We start from the raw sequence: 19262 nt of genomic DNA, 5'->3' as shown, positions 1-19262 counted from the left end.
ACTCTGGTTTAGCGCAGCTGAGGGCGTCCCTGTACTGATCTAAAAATATTGTTGATAGCCGCTGAACGTTTCAAGAATTAGAGAGCGGATGTGGAGCGGATAGTAACAGGCACTTAAGTTATTATGAGGGTGGTGAATACTCAAAATAGAGTAGTAGAGGAAACGCTTAGCGTAATGGTGTTATAATAAATATATCTTCTATCTGGAAAGGAGATGCTCATCTTGGATGACTATTTAAAAGATTTAGAAAGGCAAATTGCCGTTAATGCCCGTGAATGGGAAGCTCTGCCAAAAATCACCTCTGAAGAAATAGCCCAGGCAAAATATTTTTACAAAGAAAAGGTGTTTTTACCCTCCCGGGAATTGTTTAAGACAAGGGAAACCCATAAGATATATAATTATGAAGTTTATGGTTTAATTCTTACTTTAGGTTTTTCCTGGGAACCCCTTGTGCTGACAATCTCAGTCTGTCAACCGGAAAGGGTATTTTTCTTATGCACTCCAGAAACAGAACATTTGCTGGATGAAATTATTGATATTACCAGGTTGAAGTTCTCCCAAATAGATAAAGAAACTGTCCGGGGTATTGATTCTCTGCCTATCTATCAGCAGGTGCTGAAAGTTTGGGATAAGTGGGGGCGTCGCAAGGATTTAGCAGCAGATATTACCGGTGGAACCAAGGCAATGACGGGTGCCCTGTCCATGGCTGGAGCGCTGCTGGGAATAAAACTTTTGTATGTTCATAATAAAGAATATGATAAAGAGCTTCGAAGACCCAAGCCGGGGACAGAGTGCCTGGAAAAAATTCATAATCCCTATACAGTTTTTGGTGTGCTGCAGGAAAGGGAGATAGAAGAACTATTCCGGCGAAAGGATTACCATGGTGCCGGCAGGTCACTGGCCCAACTTGTGGAAAAAGTACCGGACCCACGGAAATTTGAAGTAACGCTGTATTTGTCCCGGGCTTACGAAGAATGGGACGGCCTGAACCTGGTGGATGCTGCAAAAAACCTGGAAACAGCGTATCAGCTGCTGGCAAGGGCATGTTTATCCAGCGAAGAAACGGAACTTTTGGAGGCACAGGTAGAAAAGCTAAAACATCTTGCCGGACTGATGCCCTTAAAACCGGGGAATTCAACTCTTCCTCTATTGCAGGATGGGAATGCAGTGGAAACCCTTGTATTTACCGTTTACCAGAATGCCATACGTATGGAGGAGCGGGTAAATATGATAATGCCTCCCTCTATCTTTACAGGCTCCTGGAAATATTTGAACAGAGAAGGTTTGCAATGTACGGCATAGATACATCTAACCCCGTTTATACTCTTCTTTTACAATCCATGCATGGGGAATCTGAAGGATCCCTACTGGAAAAAATAAATCAGATTAAAAAAGAACTAAAACAACCAGCAGCAAAGCAACTGCCCGGGCAAATAGCCCTGGTGGAAGGTTACATGCTTTTGGAATCCATAAATGATTCATTCCAGTTAAAAAAAGTATCTCCTAAACCGGTTCACTGGGGCTGGTTTGTAAACGAAACCCAAAAAAGAAATCACAGCATTCTGGCCCATGGATTTGTGTTTGTGTCGAAGGAGCAGTATAAAAAGTTTAAGGCAATGGTAGAAAGCATTTTTGACCTTTTCTGCCAGGTTGAAGAAATGGATATAAAAGAATGTGCCCGGCAGTACCAATTTATTGAGGATCCCTTTAATGAAATTTTTTTGCTTTAAGCAGTTATAAGGGAGAGTAAAATAATTGAGATATGAGTCTTTAAAACTAAATATTAGAAACACAATAGTTTTAACTGCCAGCTTTCAATATTTGATGATTAACACAACTATATAAATCCATAAAAAAACCGTTCTCAGAGCTAATCTGAGAGCGTTTTTTATGGACTCAATTATAAAACATGAAATGATTATACTAAACGATAAAAACTTGTTAATATTTAACAAGGACTATAACCTCCTGAACCACCTGGGAGACGACCTGGGCTTTCAATACCTTGCCGTTGAGAAACGCATTCTTAATGCCCTGTGTTAGTGCTTTACTGAAAAACAAAAAACCCTAGAATAGGGTTTTTTTGATGTATTTTGCAGGAAATAATATGTAATTTGTAGAAAAATAACCAAATAAGCTATAAAGTGTTTTATTATGTTAAATGTAGTAAACTCATTAATAAGTGAACTTTAACTCCTGAGTTAAATGATTTAATGGGGTGGGTAAATGATAGATGTCTCAAATTACAAAGCTTCAGCGGTAGATCGGGCACGCTTTGCCCGAATCTATTATATTCATCAACAGCTTATTACAAAGTGTTATCCAAATGTACCAAAGTTAGCGAGCAAGCTTGAAGTTACCCAACGTACCGTAGAGCGGGACATTGAATACATGAGAGACCGGTTGGGAGCACCTATTCAATATATTCGCAGCAGAAGGGGTTATCACTATAAAGATAATAGCTTTCAATTACCACCCATTTGTTTAACAGAAGGGGAATTGGTCGCTATTTTTCTTGGACAAAAACTCCTAGCCCAATGTGCCGGCACTCCTCTGGAGGGAGTTATACGCAGTGCTGTTGAGAAAATTGCTTTGCTAATGCCCGATGGAATATCTGTTGATACAAACTCGCTGGATCATTTAATTTCATTTGATGTCAAAACCCTTCGGGGCAATGAACAAAGACTGGCAGAAATATATAATCAAATAGCCGGTGCACTGGAAAATAGTAAAACGGTATGGATGAAATATTATGGAATCAGCCGTGATGAAGTGAATGAGCGAAATGTGGATCCGTATCACCTGCGCTATTTTCAGGGGGCATGGTACTTAATAGGGTATTGTCACCTAAGGGAGAACATACGAATATTTGCATTAGACCGAATTCAGGAATTACAACGAACTTCGCTTTCCTTTGAAATGGCCCCCGGTTTTAATGTTCAAGAATTTCTCTGCAGTACATTAGGTATACAATTTGATTCTGAACCCCAGGAAGTTGTAATTAAATTTGACAGCCATCAAGCCCGCTGGATTCGGGAACGAAAATGGCACAGCACACAAGAAATCAATTACGAACCAGACGGTTCTCTTATTTTGTCTTTGAAAGTCTGCGGCATGGGAGAAGTCAAGCGGTGGGTGTTAGGTTTTGGCCATCACGCAGAGGTGATTATGCCGGTGGACCTGAGGAAAGAAGTACAGTTAGAGATAGAAAAGATGAATTTAAATTATAAAAAGTAAACCAAACACCTGCTCCCGACACGGTGGGTCGGGGGTGGTGTGGTATGCTGTGGTAAAAGACGTCTTAGAAAATCAATTCATGAAGGTTAAGGAAGTAAATAGTTAATAAGGTATGTCATAGATAAAAAAGAAGATATTTCTCTTAAAATTGAATTTGCTGACTTCCTATGAAACAACTAGAATGCAAAATAATTCCTTATAGGTAAGCTAAAATAAGGCAGCATGCAAACTCTACCATCTCAATATTTCAATTCCTCTTAGGTATTTATCTCATAAATTGTATTATAGCCTAAACTGTTGGATAATAAAAGAAAATATTTAAAAGATAGTTGACAAAATATAGCAGGTGTTGCTATAATTAATTTGAACTCTACCATATCAATTAAAAATAATAAGAGCATCGAATTAAGTGCCAGGGATTGACAGACTATGGCCTTTATTATAAACATCATTTCTTTAACCACAGTGCAGCCGTGTTGCTGGCTAAACTTCATGGAAGCACGACCATTTTCCTCACCAGTTTCAAGGTTATGGCCGGAGAAAGGTTCTATAGTGCCGGGGTTTGAGAGGTTGTAGAAATAATAAGTCTGCAGAAAATACGGGAATCAGCAAGGGAGACGCGCTAAGGTTGGTAATCAGTATTTTGAAAGGAGGGGCAATATGCCTTGTGCTATAATTTCTTCTTTGGGGACAAGCCTATTAACAAATTTTGCAACCAATGGAGTAAAAAAGATTGTTCATTTAACTGCCAACAGTAAATCAGGGGAAATACAAAAGGAGCAAATAAGAATTATTGAAGAACTTAGAATTAAGGTTGAATCTAGATTAAAAGAAAGTAAACCACAAGTATTTCGGAAATATAGCGCTGAACTGAATGGTATATACGGGTACTATGAAGTATCCGGCTTAAAAGATGAAAGCCTGGAGAGGGATGTACATTTTCTAATAGCTTCAGATACCTACCAGGGTCAGTTAACTGGGAAATTAATAATGAATCATTTAAAATGCACAGGATTCAAACATGTAGAAATAATTACGCCAGAAGGTTTTAATACTAAGAATACAAAGAACTTTAAAAATGGGGTAAGCAAAATTGTAAAGTGGTGCGAAAGTACTGTTTCTCCTTATAGGGAAAGCAGGTATCATATTGTTTTTAACCTGGTGGGTGGATTTAAAAGCCTACAGGGTTACTTAAACACTTTGGGAATGTTTTATGCAGATGAGATTATCTATATTTTTGACGGCGTTGGGTCAGATCTTATTCGTATTCCAAGGTTACCTGTAAAAATGGACGAATTTCCAGTGCTTCGGGAACAAGCTGTTCTTTTTGCATTAATGGAGCACGGATATTTTGCTTGTAAAAATGAAGTGCAGGGGATTCCGGAATTGATGCTGGAGGATGATGGAGATTGTTATACTCTGGATCCAGTTGGATTGCTGCTGTGGGAACGAAACAAAGTTGAAATACTTGGGAGTTCTGAGTTATTATCATTCCCAGGCTTGCTCATGCAGGACAGCTTTTCTAAAGACTTTAACAGTGTTAAAGAAAATAAAAAGAAAGCCGTGATCCAAAATGACTTGGCTAAAGCTTCTTTATTATTTAAAGAGAAAGGACTTGCGGGACTGAGATCTGACGGTGGATTTCTATACGAAACTTACAAAAATGTCAAGGGAAATGTTGGTCACTTTCGCTTGGACCAAGACTGGAGGATATCCTGCTTGCCTGATGGGGATATTTTGAGGCTACGTCATGTGGGCAATCACGATTATGTTAACAACATGGAAACCCGTTAGAAGTAAAGCATGTGTTAAGTAGAAATTTTTTTTCAGCTGTAATGGTGTTAAATGTTCCGCTTGCTCCTGAAAAAGCTTTCTAAAGGGTGAGAACCGGCTAACACCCGTTATATGAGCATTGAAGAATTTAGGAGTCGCCCTGTGCTGCCAAACCCGTCTGTTTTTGGAGGGCTGACTAGGAATCTTGAGATAACATTAGTTGTTGATGATAAGACAGGAAAAGAAACTGAAGGGAGAAAAATTAACAAATAAGCAAAAATGTATAATATATCTGTTACAAATTATGATTTACTTGATTAAAAGCATACCTAATTTGTTTATGTTAGCAGATTATTTATTTTTTTTGTATTATCTGGATGTTGTCTAGAATTAAATAACCGTTTTAAAGGGGGTTGGTTATGCACTTAAAAATTTTTTTCAAAAGTAACACCGAAGTAAGAATGCCCGTTCACTACAACAGAATAGTACAGGGGATGATATACAATAACATTTCTAAAGAACTGGCAGATTTTCTACATGATAAAGGGTTTCCCTATGAAAAAAGGTCTTTCAAAATGTTTACTTTTTCAAGGATTATGGGCAGGTCCTATTTGGACAGGAAAAATAATCAATTCGTCTTCCCGGAAGGGTTTAATCTAACTATAGCTTCGCCGCTGGAACCTTTCTGTGTGGAGATAGGAAATATACTTATGTTTTCCGACAAAGTAGATTTTAGCCATAATTCCATGCAGGTTGAAAAGGTAGAAGTGTTAAAGCCGGAAGTAACAGAGGGTAGCGTAGAGTTTAAAGTCATGTCCCCTGTAGTAACCTATAGCACATTTATAAAACCGGAAGGGGGGAAGTATACCTGTTATTACCAACCCGGGGAAAAGGAATTTGAGCAGCAAATTGGAGCAAATCTTCGGAAAAAATATGTTTCGCTGTATCAAAAAGAACCGCCGGCCGGTGAAGTTAAAGTTTTAAAACATGGGAAACCCCGGCAAAATATTGTTAAATACAAGGATTTTACGGTAAAAGGATATACCTGCTACCTCAGCATGTCGGGCCCAAGAGAGCTGCTGCAGATGGCTCTGGATACAGGGCTGGGTTCAAAAAACTGCCAGGGTTTTGGATGTGTAAGTTTAAGAAGTTAAAAGAAGCAAATGCCAAAAAAGTATATCAAGAAAGCAGTACAAGGAGGTGAGAAAATGCTGATAGAAAGCCTGATCAGGCTGGGACGACCTATGATTTTGGGAGGCTTAACCCCAGGAGAAATAATTTTGCAGGTTTCTGATATCCACAGTGACAAAGCCAAGGGTTTTTTTGAGCATATTTTTATCGTAGAAAAGTTAAAGGATGAGATTGCAGTTCATCCCACTGCAACCTGGAGAAATTTTGAGGAAATTAAGGGTAAGAGGTCCAGCAAACAGAAATTTATTCCGGATGTTGATAAGGCGATAGCGGCTCCTTTTGTCATGCCTTCGGGGGGAAATCCTACTAAACCTCAAGGGGTATATGGTTTTCCTGTTTACATTATCTATGACAGGCAGATAAAAGAGTTTTTTGAGTCACAGGAAAACATTTATAGTTTTTTAACAGGAAGGCTGGCAAAAACTTTAGAAGCTGATTTTGGACCGGAAATAGTTGAAAAAATTGCTGCCGGGGTACATCATGAGGCTTCAAAGCTTAACCTGAATGATAAAAGAAAACATATGGGGCTGCTTATACTGGTAGACCTGGAAAAAGAGAGTCTATACAGATTAGAAAAAAAAGGAGAAATTCTGAAGGATCTTAATTATTCTCTTTTAGCCTCCAGTCTATTGGAAGAGGAAAAAAACATTTATGTTAATTTGAACAAGTTAAAAGACTTATTATGGCTGGCCAAGGCAGAGGAAGGTTCAGGGAAAGGAAAAAAGGAAGCAGGTGGAATATGTTTCTTCTGCCCATATGGGGGAATGGTTATATCCGCCTATAATAAGGCTTATCCCTGGCTGACTACTACCTGGAAGGCTCCGCTGCCCCATGGCAAAAGTGATGATCAGCTGGTAGAAGGAATAGCCCTGTGCCCGGAGTGTTATGGTGCCTTAACTTATGGTGCAAACATATTTGACAAGCTGACAAAAACTTTGGACAACTGGCTTACGAAAGAATTGTTTGCTCCCGGAACCAGCCCCAAAGGTAGAGAGTACTTCCGTAAATCTGATAAAATTTATGGCAGTATGTTAGCATTACCGGTTTTAGATGGTTTTTTGGAAGAGGAATTTGACCGGGAAGAATTTGTACGGGGCATCAGTACTATGATGGCTGTTGATGATTCTGATAAGGACAAGGTGAAAAGGTATCTGGGTGCTGTAACCGGCATAGAATCTTATTTGCCCGAGGGTTTTGAAAATGATAACTATCGTCTGCTGCTTCTTTACCATACCGGAGACCTCAGCCGGGGGGATCCTCATCTTTTAGCATGTATTGAAGATGTGCTCCCTTCCACCGTAAAAGCTTTGAGGGACATTTCATTTGAAGTGGCCGGTTATGCGTCAGAAATATACAGCAGCCTGCCTTACCAGGTGTCGGAAAAGAAGCTGGCGTATGTTAATAAAAAGTATAGTTCGCTTCTGTTTCTTTTATCTATGGCCTATGGTTATCCTTATCTTTGGAGCAGCTTAGAGAAAGCTTTTCATAGAAACAGTTTGAGCGAAAAAAGATTTCTTATCAATGCCGCCAGCCGGTTTAATGAGCTGTCCAAGAATGTAGATCAGAACATTTACCAAATTCAAGAGGAGTCTATTTTTTATCTTTCGTTTAAATATTTTATTAAAATCTACAGTAAAAACTTAAATAAATACTCAGGAGGTGAAGGTATGAGGGATTGGAAAGAACTGCTTGGGATAATAGATGAAAATTCTCTGGAAGGGATGGAATTTCAGGATGTAGAGGAAATCGGTTTTGTTACCGGATGCCTTATTAGAAGATTTTCAAACCAATACTACCAGGAAACCAAAACCGGAGAAAGAGGAAAAGATTTTATTAAGCATCGTCTGATGACTTTTGGCAGCAGCTTAACACCCGAAGTTATATGGAAAAGAGCATTATCAAGAATTGAAGAATATGCCAGGCTTCTTGATATGAAAATTTCAAAGGATTTACTACAGAAAGTCGGAGTAATGAGTATGCTTTACATGAAGAACAGGGAAGACATTGCTAAAAAGAAGGATGAGTTTATGGCAGCCTTTTGGTCCGGGTACGCTTTGTATTCATGGGACAAGAAGAAAGAAGGGAACAATACCAGTGAGGAGGTTTCTTAAATAATGAGTTCAATTAATACCAGCGAAATCATTTTTGTGAAGAGTGTTAAAGATGGAATACCCAACAGGGATCCTTTGGCGGAGAGCGATGCCCGGAGGCTTTTTGGTGAGGAAGATGGCAGGATATCCCTTTCTGATGTCAGTATTAAAAGAGACGTAAGGGACTATGTCCTGGCCAAATATCCCGACGGTGGGAAAGAAAACCGCTTCCATGTTTTTGTGCGCCAGGAAAGAACGCAGGAAGGCAAGCTGCTGGGGAGGAAGAGTCTCGCAGAAAAAATTTTAGAAAAAGTTGCATCAAAGGATGCTAAGAATAAACAGGAGGAATTACTCAAAGCCTCTTTTGATATGAGAATTTTTGGTGCTGTTTACAGTGTGGAAAAAGAAAATTTTAGCCAAACTGGACCGGTGCAGTTCGGCTGGGCCCATTCTATGCATCCGGTAGAAACAAAATATGTACAGGGGACGGTAGTTATGCCCAGCAGGGATGTAAAAATAACTTCGGAAGGTAAAGAAGAAGGAGCAGGACAGGGGACCATCTGGACAATCTTTACACTGCCTTTTGCAGTTTTTTCTATGCCGGCGGTCATAAATGGGAATATTGCCAAAGACACGGGTATGAACCAGGAGGATGTTAATATGCTGTTGGAGGGTTTATGGTTTGGCACTTTAAACCGGCAGGCCAGGGGCCGGGGTATGCAGAAGCCTCTTTATCTCCTGCAGGTTGAATATAATGACCCGTTTTTCAGAATTGGATACCTGGAGGAATATATCTCCCTGCTGCCGGAAAGGGAACAGTGGCAGTCAGGCAGGATACCTACCTCGGTGGAAGGCATCACTCTTGACGTAACCAAACTGGCAGAAATTTTATCAAAATACTCGGACAAGATTGCAAGCCTTAAGTTGAAAGTGCAGGATGGCCTGCAGGTTAAAGGGGTATTACCGGTTGAAGCGGACGAACCCTTTTAAAGCTCCGTTTAATGGAGGTGCTTTCTCATGAAAATTATTGCTTTTGATATCAGAGGGAAAACAGGTCATTTTCGACGTCCCGATACTACCGGAGCCCATTTGACTTACCCTTTTATAACCCGAACAGTAACCCACGGCCTTATTGCTTCTGTATTGGGAATGGAAAAGCTGGAAGGGGAAGCCTGGATTGGCATACAATTATGCTCCCCTGTAAAATCCAGGTCCCAGGAGCTGTCCATGCTGGGGAAAGGCTGGTTAGGTGGAGGAGACACTTTTAACCGTCCTACGTCAGTAGAACTGGTAGTGAAGCCCCATTACCGTATATATTATGCTGGGGACTTCGGAGAAAAGCTGGAGGAAATGTTAAAGGAAAAAAAGAGCCATTATCACACTTACCTGGGCTCTGCTTACTGCTTAACATTTCCTGAATACATTGATTCCTTTTATCTGGAGGAGCTGTATCCTCCCTTTCCCGAAAAACTTTCTTCTTATACCGTAGTGCCGGTTCATGCCATCGAAACTCTTTCCATATTAGAAGGAGCGAAATATGGTAGAGTTGGAGGCATGCATTATGACTATCTGGGGGACAGAAAGTTTAATGGGACAATTAATATCGTTTACGACTATGAAGGCAAAATAATAGTATTTGAACCTAAACCTATCAGAGAAGGGGAATCAAATCTTAATCCCTTTAGGTTTTTTAAAACGGCGGAGGGAGAAGTTATATGTCTGTGGTAAAACTGGAAAAATGCCTGGCAAGGCCGGCTTTTGAAGGAAATTATCTATTGACCGAACACCTGGAAGAAACCGCTAAAAAAATGGGTAACAGGGAAGGCAGCTGGCAGGAAAAACTGAAGTACCTGGCGGGGCTGGTTCACGATGCCGGAAAAGCTCGATCCACCTGGCAAAAGTATATCACCAAGGGAGGGACCAGGGGAGAAATAGTTCATTCTCCCCTGGGTTCTGCCCTGTTTCTTTTTCTTGCAGGAAGAATTGTTGACCAGGCTGATCTAAAAGGGGAGAGCCGGTATAAAGCCTATTTAATGACTGTTAGATTAGCGTTAGATATAGCAAATCACCATGGTCGTTTGGCAGATCTGGAAGCCGATTATCCCCCCTGGAGCAGCCATCCTGTGGATAAACATATTCAAGAGTGTGATTTTTTAGGGTTACTATCTTTTGTAGAAAAAAAACTAAACCTGGTGGTTGATGAAGAAGACTTTTATGTCTGGTTAAAAAAAAGTCGGAATCATTGGCAGAATCAGGTGAACCGGGCAGTATCTTATGTTAACGGCAGGATGAATCGCAGTATTAATAAAAGCGAGGAAGCAGCTTTTTTTTGTTTGAGAGATGTTACGGCAGGATTAATTGCCGCGGATCGTTATCATGCTGCAAATTTAAAAGAAAAACGGCTTCAACATGATGAGGCAGATAAAGCTTTGGCAGAACTATTAAGGGGCTGCCAGGATAAAGCCCGGGAAGCACAGGACAAAAAATTAGTTTCAAAACAGATGCTGAAAATGCGCCAGGAAGCCCAGGAAGAAGTAACAATAGAATTTAAGAGTAAAATTGACAGAAGATTTTTTGGACTGGCTTTACCTACAGGCCTGGGTAAAACTATAACAGCCCTTCGCTTAGCCCTGGAAGCTGCAAAAAATCAAGGGGTTTCTCGTATCATTTATGTTGCTCCTTATCTGTCAATTTTATCTCAGGCTGCCGATGAAATAGCAAAAATTACCGGTTTAGAGGTTCTTCAGCATCACCATCTTTCTCTTTTAGAACACGAAGAACTTGATGATGCCGGTTTTTTAGCCCTGGAATCCTGGCAGTCGCCGGTGGTGGCCGCTACTTTTAACCAGCTATTTCTGGCACTTTTTCCGGCAACCGCCCAGCAGGCCATGAGAATAAAGGGTTTGGAAAAGTCTTTTGTAATAATTGACGAACCTCAGATAATAAACAGCGATATATGGAACATGTTTTTAAAACAGTTAAAAGTTTCAGCTGAGCGATATGATTTCAAGATACTGTTTACTTCGGCAACTATACCTCCAGTGATAGAGGGGTTGGGAGAGGACCTGGTAAGGTTTTCACCGGAATTAGAACTTCCCGACAGATACCGGTGTGTATTTGTTGAGGAAAAGCTAGACCAGGAATTATTAGCGGAAAGAATTATAAAAACTTCAGAACAGTTATCCAGCACGGCTGCTATTTTAAATACCGTAAAAGATGCGTATCTGGTTTTTAGGGAAATTAGTAAACGAATAGAAAATAATTTTCCAGTTAAAAGCAATTTAAACTTGTTTTTTCTTTCCGGACAGATGACTCCTCTCCATAAAGCCAGGCGCATAGAAGAAATAAGATTATCCCTGAAAGAGGGTAAGCCTACTATTGTAGTATGCACTCAAATCCTTGAGGCAGGGGTAGATTTAAGTTTTAGGAAAATCTTTAGGGCTGTGCCAATAATACCATCTGTCGCTCAGACGGCGGGGAGAGCTAACCGGCATGGGGAAGGCCCCCTTTCTGAAGTAGAAGTTTTTATTTTTCTAAGAGATGGGGAGCATGACAGCAGTCCTTATATTTACAAATGCACTTATTCCAGAGAGGAAACATTATCAATATTAAAAGAAACTGGAAGCTTTAGTGAAGTCAGAACGTCTCCTTTGGTAGAAGATTATTACAAACGGGTTTTTAGCCGCAATCCTTATACCTCATCGTATATTAAATTAGAGCAGGCGGCTTTAGGAAACTGGTCCCATATAGCCAGAACACCTCCCTTTGAAGAGCAAAACAATAATATAGAAGTGTTTGTTCCTTGGGGAGAGGAATACCTGACCGGTACCAAGGAACAATTACTGCAAAAGTTTGCTCCAAATGGAGCAGAGGAACTTTATGATAAATACCTGGACAAGGGGTTTATACATACCCTGGATTTCTTGGAACGGAAAAAATTTATGTCTCTGCTCAATGCATTTACTCTTTCTTTATACAAAGAAGATGCTTACATAATTGTAGATGTTACTGCGGGCAAGCAGATTACCAAGTTGAAAGATATCTCACTTTATCATGAGGATAGCGGCCTGTCATATTTACGGGGTGGCAGAGATATATCTGCCAGAATGCATTAAAAAAAAGAGACGTTAAATACCGTTACTTGCCCAAGATTGATTCAAAGGAGGGGCTAATATTAATAATAATGAAGTTAAAATAACAGGGACCTTAGTATGGTACTATTATATTTGTCCCAGAGAGGTTTGGCTGATGGCTCGGCAGATTGTACCCAATCAAGATGATGAGAATTTGTTAATAGGAAGGTTCTTACAAGAATTCAGCTATAAACGGGAAAAAAAGGAAATAGCTCTAGAAAACGTGAAATTTGATATCGTTAGGAAAAAGCACGGTAAGGTAGTGGTAGGTGAAATAAAAAAAAGCTCAAGATATTTAAAAAGTGCTAAAATGCAGCTGGCTTATTACCTTTTGTAGTTAAAGCAGAGGGGAGTGGAGGCGGAGGGTGAATTGTTGATCCCAGAGGAAAGAAAAAAAGAGCATGTTGTGCTGGTCGAAGCTTTGGAAAATGAACTGATAGCGGTAGAGCAGGAGATTAAAGACATAATTAACAGTGGAAAACCCCCTTTACCTGTCAAAAATTCTTTCTGCAGAAAATGTGCTTACGGAGATTTTTGCTGGATATAGAGAGAAGGTGTAAAAATGAAAAAAAGTTTATATATTTTTTCCCAGGGAAAGTTGGCCAGAAAGGATAATACCCTGTGTTTTGAAACAGAACAGGGCAAAAAACATATACCGGTGGAAGATACCAGTGACATATTCGTTTTTGGAGAAGCTGATATCAATAAAAAACTATTGGAGTTTTTATCCCAGAAGGAAATACTCATGCATTATTTTAATTATCATGGCTATTATATGGGCACTTTTTATCCGAGAGAGCATTTAAATTCAGGTCATATTATTTTACAACAGGCCAGTAATTATATTGACCATGATAAAAGAATTGTAATTGCCCGAAAGTTTGTACAGGGTGCACTACAAAATATACTTCAGGTTCTAAACTATTATAACAATAGAGGCAAAGATGTAAAAGAAAAACAGGAAAAAGTGAGGAAACTGCTTGAAAATACCGATAGTTACCAGGAAATATCACAGCTAATGGCATTGGAGGGCAATGCCCGGGAGCAGTATTATGGCTGTTTTGATTCTATACTAGAGAATTCTAGTTTTACTTTTGGAGCACGATCAAAAAGACCTCCCCATAATGAATTAAATAGCCTTATTAGTTTTGGAAATACCATGCTTTATACTGTCGTTCTTTCTGAAATATATAAGACCCACCTGGATCCCCGAATTGGTTTTTTGCATGCTACAAACTTTAGAAGGTTTTCTTTAAACCTTGATATTGCAGAAATATTTAAGCCTATTATAATTGACCGTATAATATTTAAGCTGCTGGCAAAAAAGATGATAACTAAAAAAGACTTTGACAAAAAATTAGAAGCCATTGTAATAAAGGATAAAGGTAAAAAAATCTTTGTTGAGGAATTTGATCAGAGACTGGAAACTACTATTAAGGTTAGGGAACTAAATAAAAAGGTTTCCTACCGTTACCTTATTCGGCTGGAGTTATATAAGTTAGAAAAACACTTAATGGGGGAAAAAGAATATCAGCCGTATGTAAGCAGGTGGTAAAATGTCAGTTTATTACAAATTATTGTAAAAGTTTTAAAGTTTTTATGGGTTATACTTATTTAATGAAATTGTTATTTTTGTCATGTGCAATCGTTTAAAGCTGATGCAGGAGGTAAAAAAATGTATATTATTATTGTGTATGATGTTAACCAGAAAAGGGTAAATAAAGTATTAAAAAAATGTAGGGAATACCTTTACTGGGTACAGAATTCTGTGTTGGAAGGAGAAATTTCAGCTGCAAATCTTAAAAAAATGAAACTTGAATTGTCAACAATTATAAATAATAAGGAAGATTCAGTGATTATTTATAATTTAAGAACTAAAAAATATTACAGCAGGGAAATCATGGGTGTGGAAAAAGGAGGAATGGAGAAAATAATATAATTTTTTTCAGGCATTGTCTGTAATTGGAAGAAAAATCATTCCGGTTGTGTCACCTTAACTATATACCTGATTGGTTTCAGTACAAAGTTTCTGTATTTTTTAGTTCTTTAATAAGTCATTGTATCGGAAGTTTCATCGCCATCATCTTTGAAGCCCCTATTATTAAACTGAAAACTAAAGTAGTGGGATGTCCACTATTTTGTCGTCGATTATCAGTAAAGCAAAAAACCCTGGGCATAGACGACAAATATTTTTGCTAATAATAATTAAAAAAACCTTTATTTGTTTATGTTACCTACCTTTTTTGATATTTATATGGACATGTTAACTATATTGCTATAAGATTAAAAATATAGATATTTCGGTAAAAAAATGGATTTCCAGACTTCCTATGAGGAATTGAAACGTCAGCGGCTGGAACTGGCCCGTGCCCTTATTAACATTTCCAGACTTCCTATGAGGAATTGAAACTATCATAGTTGATTATGATAATATCCCCGGTTAAATTTCCAGACTTCCTATGAGGAATTGAAACCGGTTTCGTCTAATGAACCAGAAAATAAATGCATTATTTCCAGACTTCCTATGAGGAATTGAAACTGTCCTCTTGTAAGCAAACGCATTTCTCCATGACACTATTTCCAGACTTCCTATGAGGAATTGAAACTCCCAATATAGGCTTTGTCCTCATGGCTCATTTCAGTCATTTCCAGACTTCCTATGAGGAATTGAAACTTCTCTTTCCAGTCCCATGGTTCGCAGTTTGTATTTTCCATTTCCAGACTTCCTATGAGGAATTGAAACAAGTTCGGAAAGAGTGGGTTCAACTTCTTTAAAATTATTTCCAGACTTCCTATGAGGAATTGAAACCTGTAAAATATGGTAATACATGGTATATACTGAATAATTTCCAGACTTCCTATGAGGAATTGAAACCAATTTCACCACTATTAAAAACCTTAAATTCTCCTATCATTTCCAGACTTCCTATGAGGAATTGAAACGATTTCGTAAAGGTCAGGGGGGCGCTGGATGGCAGATTTCCAGACTTCCTATGAGGAATTGAAACCCGTTAAATAACCAAACGTTCTGCCCGTCAAATCTTTAATTTCCAGACTTCCTATGAGGAATTGAAACGCGACATTCCTTGGGTCAGCTCAACCCCCGGTATTTCCATTTCCAGACTTCCTATGAGGAATTGAAACTATTCAAGTGCGCATACGTCAGCCTGGCTACATTGAGGATTTCCAGACTTCCTATGAGGAATTGAAACGAATGTAAAGTTTGTTGCTATGGAATTTGTGGTATGTATTTCCAGACTTCCTATGAGGAATTGAAACTACAGTTCTTACGTAATCATCACAGTATGGGCAATAGATTTCCAGACTTCCTATGAGGAATTGAAACCAGAAATAACGGGTCTACCATCTGCAATTTTTAAAAATTTCCAGACTTCCTATGAGGAATTGAAACTTGTTAAATCATAATCTAACATTTCTCCTTCCCATCCATTTCCAGACTTCCTATGAGGAATTGAAACATGAAGTTCCTTGGGTCAGTTCAACCCCCGGTATTTCCATTTCCAGACTTCCTATGAGGAATTGAAACAATTGACCTGACAGGAATTCGCATACTGTTGATAAATTTCCAGACTTCCTATGAGGAATTGAAACACGGGCTAGATGAAAGCGTTCTAAAAACTATATTAATTTCCAGACTTCCTATGAGGAATTGAAACAGAGGTTCAGCAAAAGATGGACAACTAGCTATAGGAGAATTTCCAGACTTCCTATGAGGAATTGAAACTGCAACTCGGGGAGGCTATGAAGTATGCCTCAGGAGATTTCCAGACTTCCTATGAGGAATTGAAACACTATAGCTAAGTTAGCATTATTAGCTCCTATAGCTCTATTTCCAGACTTCCTATGAGGAATTGAAACGGTTGGGGTCCTGCTGATACGCCTGCCAAAGCTCAGATTTCCAGACTTCCTATGAGGAATTGAAACACGGATAGGGATAATGTAACTGTATCCGGCCAAGGCGAATTTCCAGACTTCCTATGAGGAATTGAAACACAGGCCCACAGCAAATGGAGTAGGATGGGATGCCTGCATTTCCAGACTTCCTATGAGGAATTGAAACTAACCTCCTTTTATACTTCACGTTCAAACTTTTTGAATTTCCAGACTTCCTATGAGGAATTGAAACACAAACATACCGAATGGGCACTAGAAAGAGCGGACAAAATTTCCAGACTTCCTATGAGGAATTGAAACCGTGTTTTGTGAGTTTGACTTCAAGTGTGTTATTTGTCATTTCCAGACTTCCTATGAGGAATTGAAACTTTTATATTAGTGTTTTATTTTAGGTATTCTTGTATTATTTCCAGACTTCCTATGAGGAATTGAAACTGTCCATTTATGAATTCCTTTGAGAATTTACCTTCATTTCCAGACTTCCTATGAGGAATTGAAACAGAGGTTGTAAGGGTATATTGTAGGGTATATGGTATATTTCCAGACTTCCTATGAGGAATTGAAACCATAATCTTTGTTGACTGTTTGCAGATTCTTGGATATTTCCAGACTTCCTATGAGGAATTGAAACAAATCTGTGCTCCTGCATCTACGTACACAGATTCCGGATTTCCAGACTTCCTATGAGGAATTGAAACTTTTTACTTTACTTTGATAACTTCTTTTAGAATTATTCATTTCCAGACTTCCTATGAGGAATTGAAACTTGCTGGCGATGGGGATGATATTTTAGCGCACGCCAGATTTCCAGACTTCCTATGAGGAATTGAAACTTTCACCTCCACGGGGCCACCGGCTATGGGATGAGAAAATTTCCAGACTTCCTATGAGGAATTGAAACTGTCAAAAATAACACTATTCTACATAAGGTTATTTGTCATTTCCAGACTTCCTATGAGGAATTGAAACCATATTTCTTCATATACAAAACCTTCTATATTGTTATTTCCAGACTTCCTATGAGGAATTGAAACCTATACCTGTCAGATTCTACAATAATTAATTCTTCATTTCCAGACTTCCTATGAGGAATTGAAACTTGCGTCTATGAAGTCCTCCTGATCTTCCCAAGGATAATTTCCAGACTTCCTATGAGGAATTGAAACTCACACCAATTACATATTTTTTCCATGTCATAACCTCATTTCCAGACTTCCTATGAGGAATTGAAACGTCTTAAAATTGGTTCGTTAGCTGATTCACACTTTTATTTCCAGACTTCCTATGAGGAATTGAAACCCTAACTGCAAAACAAAAAAAAAATGTCAAAGATGGATTTCCAGACTTCCTATGAGGAATTGAAACATTCATTTGAACGCAGAAAATACTTCGCTGAGTTTAAATTTCCAGACTTCCTATGAGGAATTGAAACAATAATCAGCAAGGGGTAGGGGGAGATATGCCCCTACCATTTCCAGACTTCCTATGAGGAATTGAAACACTGGTTTTAAGGATACTGGTCACAGCTTTGCATACCAATTTCCAGACTTCCTATGAGGAATTGAAACTGGGTTCTTTGCGCCAGGGACTTGGTAACTTTGCCCGGGATTTCCAGACTTCCTATGAGGAATTGAAACATTCTTGATACAAGGAATAAATAGTGTCTTTTTCTATTTCCAGACTTCCTATGAGGAATTGAAACATTCTTGATACAAGGAATAAATAGTGTCTTTTTCTATTTCCAGACTTCCTATGAGGAATTGAAACCCAACTGCTCTACCAGGCCTTGATACTGCTGTTGAAGCATTTCCAGACTTCCTATGAGGAATTGAAACCCCGGCCCCCGGCGGGGTTTCCTCTATAGTTTCCGCATTTCCAGACTTCCTATGAGGAATTGAAACATTCTTGCGAACGCATCAGACGTCCGTATTTTTTGGATTTCCAGACTTCCTATGAGGAATTGAAACATTCGCTGTACTTTTTTATTGTTAGGGGAAAATTCTATTTCCAGACTTCCTATGAGGAATTGAAACAAATATTCAAGGAAGGTAAAAGGGAATAAATATTAATTTCCAGACTTCCTATGAGGAATTGAAACTTGGATTTGTTAAGCCACCCCTGCCTATTAGTATGATTTCCAGACTTCCTATGAGGAATTGAAACGGGTTGTGCTGCCTTCCGGCTTTTCGGAAGGTTTTATTTATTTCCAGACTTCCTATGAGGAATTGAAACTATGTGGGGCTAGCACTGTCCGTGTCTTTAATCTGGATTTCCAGACTTCCTATGAGGAATTGAAACATTTTTAAGGGGGCCTTTGCTGGCCCCGGCGGCGTACTATTTCCAGACTTCCTATGAGGAATTGAAACTATTCTATGCACGACCGACTCGCAAAAACTATTACCATTTCCAGACTTCCTATGAGGAATTGAAACTCTTCTCTGCCTGCACTAATTTAGCACTATTAGCTTATTTCCAGACTTCCTATGAGGAATTGAAACGTTTTTCCAACGCCGTGCACCCCGGTTCTTGCAACTTATTTCCAGACTTCCTATGAGGAATTGAAACTTGAATATCCTAGCCCTTTTTCCATCTGATTTATACAATTTCCAGACTTCCTATGAGGAATTGAAACATTTTTAAGGGGGCCTTTGCTGGCCCCCTGGGTTTGTCATTTCCAGACTTCCTATGAGGAATTGAAACCCAAATGTCAATCAGCTTCAACAAGGTTTCCAGCGGCGGATTTCCAGACTTCCTATGAGGAATTGAAACTATGCTACCCATACGGTTTCTGTTTCGTTCTCGGTCTCATTTCCAGACTTCCTATGAGGAATTGAAACCCAGGTGCATTGATGGTTTTGGTAGATATGGGCACGTTTATTTCCAGACTTCCTATGAGGAATTGAAACGCTTTCTTGATAGGAAT

At 39.0% G+C, this 19262-nt stretch carries 12 protein-coding genes, 1 pseudogene and 1 CRISPR repeat array (1 of these 14 only partly in view); all 13 genes and pseudogenes read left to right on the top strand.

Features of this window, described 5'->3' with window-relative positions; translation table 11 throughout:
• Positions 1–222 precede the first annotated feature (222 nt).
• The 13 genes and pseudogenes from HUE98_RS14385 (at position 223) to cas2 (ending at position 14363) form a co-directional block, all read left to right on the top strand.
• Positions 223–1302 (top strand): TIGR02710 family CRISPR-associated CARF protein, encoded by a 1080-nt coding sequence (locus tag HUE98_RS14385; RefSeq protein WP_277623682.1) that lies wholly within the window; start codon positions 223–225, stop codon positions 1300–1302.
• The gene (locus tag HUE98_RS17695) at positions 1260–1730 is read left to right on the top strand and encodes a hypothetical protein (RefSeq protein ID WP_277623736.1); all 471 of its coding nucleotides are present in this window, start codon (positions 1260–1262) and stop codon (positions 1728–1730) included. The genes HUE98_RS14385 and HUE98_RS17695 overlap by 43 nt, the downstream gene beginning before the upstream one ends.
• Positions 1731–1890: 160 nt before the next feature.
• The gene (locus HUE98_RS14380; RefSeq protein WP_241421307.1) at positions 1891–2043 is read left to right on the top strand and encodes a hypothetical protein; all 153 of its coding nucleotides are present in this window, start codon (positions 1891–1893) and stop codon (positions 2041–2043) included.
• Between the two features lie 183 nt (positions 2044–2226).
• A complete protein-coding gene (locus tag HUE98_RS14375; RefSeq protein ID WP_241421306.1) occupies positions 2227–3237 on the top strand; it encodes a helix-turn-helix transcriptional regulator in 1011 nt (336 codons plus the stop codon).
• Positions 3238–3897: 660 nt separating this feature from the next.
• Positions 3898–5031, top strand: a complete 1134-nt coding sequence (locus tag HUE98_RS14370) for a hypothetical protein (RefSeq protein ID WP_241421305.1) — start codon at positions 3898–3900, stop codon at positions 5029–5031.
• A 398-nt stretch (positions 5032–5429) separates the two neighbouring features.
• A complete protein-coding gene (cas6, locus tag HUE98_RS14365; RefSeq protein WP_241421304.1) occupies positions 5430–6164 on the top strand; it encodes a CRISPR-associated endoribonuclease Cas6 in 735 nt (244 codons plus the stop codon).
• 54 nt (positions 6165–6218) lie between these two features.
• Positions 6219–8312: a hypothetical protein gene (locus HUE98_RS14360; RefSeq protein WP_241421303.1), complete on the top strand. Its 2094-nt coding sequence runs from the start codon at positions 6219–6221 to the stop codon at positions 8310–8312.
• Positions 8313–8315: 3 nt separating this feature from the next.
• Positions 8316–9281, top strand: a complete 966-nt coding sequence (locus tag HUE98_RS14355) for a CRISPR-associated protein (RefSeq protein ID WP_241421302.1) — start codon at positions 8316–8318, stop codon at positions 9279–9281.
• Positions 9282–9308: 27 nt separating this feature from the next.
• Complete coding sequence (gene cas5, locus HUE98_RS14350; protein ID WP_241421301.1) at positions 9309–10019, top strand: CRISPR-associated protein Cas5; 711 nt, start codon at positions 9309–9311, stop codon at positions 10017–10019.
• The gene (cas3, locus tag HUE98_RS14345; RefSeq protein WP_241421300.1) at positions 10007–12406 is read left to right on the top strand and encodes a CRISPR-associated helicase Cas3'; all 2400 of its coding nucleotides are present in this window, start codon (positions 10007–10009) and stop codon (positions 12404–12406) included. The genes cas5 and cas3 overlap by 13 nt, the downstream gene beginning before the upstream one ends.
• A gap of 58 nt (positions 12407–12464) precedes the next feature.
• Positions 12465–12971: pseudogene (cas4, locus tag HUE98_RS14340) on the top strand (CRISPR-associated protein Cas4).
• A gap of 15 nt (positions 12972–12986) precedes the next feature.
• The gene (gene cas1b, locus HUE98_RS14335) at positions 12987–13979 is read left to right on the top strand and encodes a type I-B CRISPR-associated endonuclease Cas1b (RefSeq protein ID WP_241421299.1); all 993 of its coding nucleotides are present in this window, start codon (positions 12987–12989) and stop codon (positions 13977–13979) included.
• A 120-nt stretch (positions 13980–14099) separates the two neighbouring features.
• On the top strand, positions 14100–14363 hold the full coding sequence (cas2, locus tag HUE98_RS14330) for a CRISPR-associated endonuclease Cas2 (protein ID WP_241421298.1): 264 nt from the start codon (positions 14100–14102) through the stop codon (positions 14361–14363).
• A 376-nt stretch (positions 14364–14739) separates the two neighbouring features.
• Positions 14740–19262: direct repeats of the CRISPR family, unit length 30 nt; unit sequence ATTTCCAGACTTCCTATGAGGAATTGAAAC; it runs 318 nt beyond the window's last position.

The sequence above is a fragment of the Candidatus Contubernalis alkalaceticus genome (assembly GCF_022558445.1).
Taxonomy (GTDB): Bacteria; Bacillota; Dethiobacteria; order SKNC01; family SKNC01; genus Contubernalis; species Contubernalis alkaliaceticus.
The sequence above is the reverse complement of the archived record's forward strand: the minus strand, read 5'-3'. Positions and strand labels throughout refer to the sequence as shown.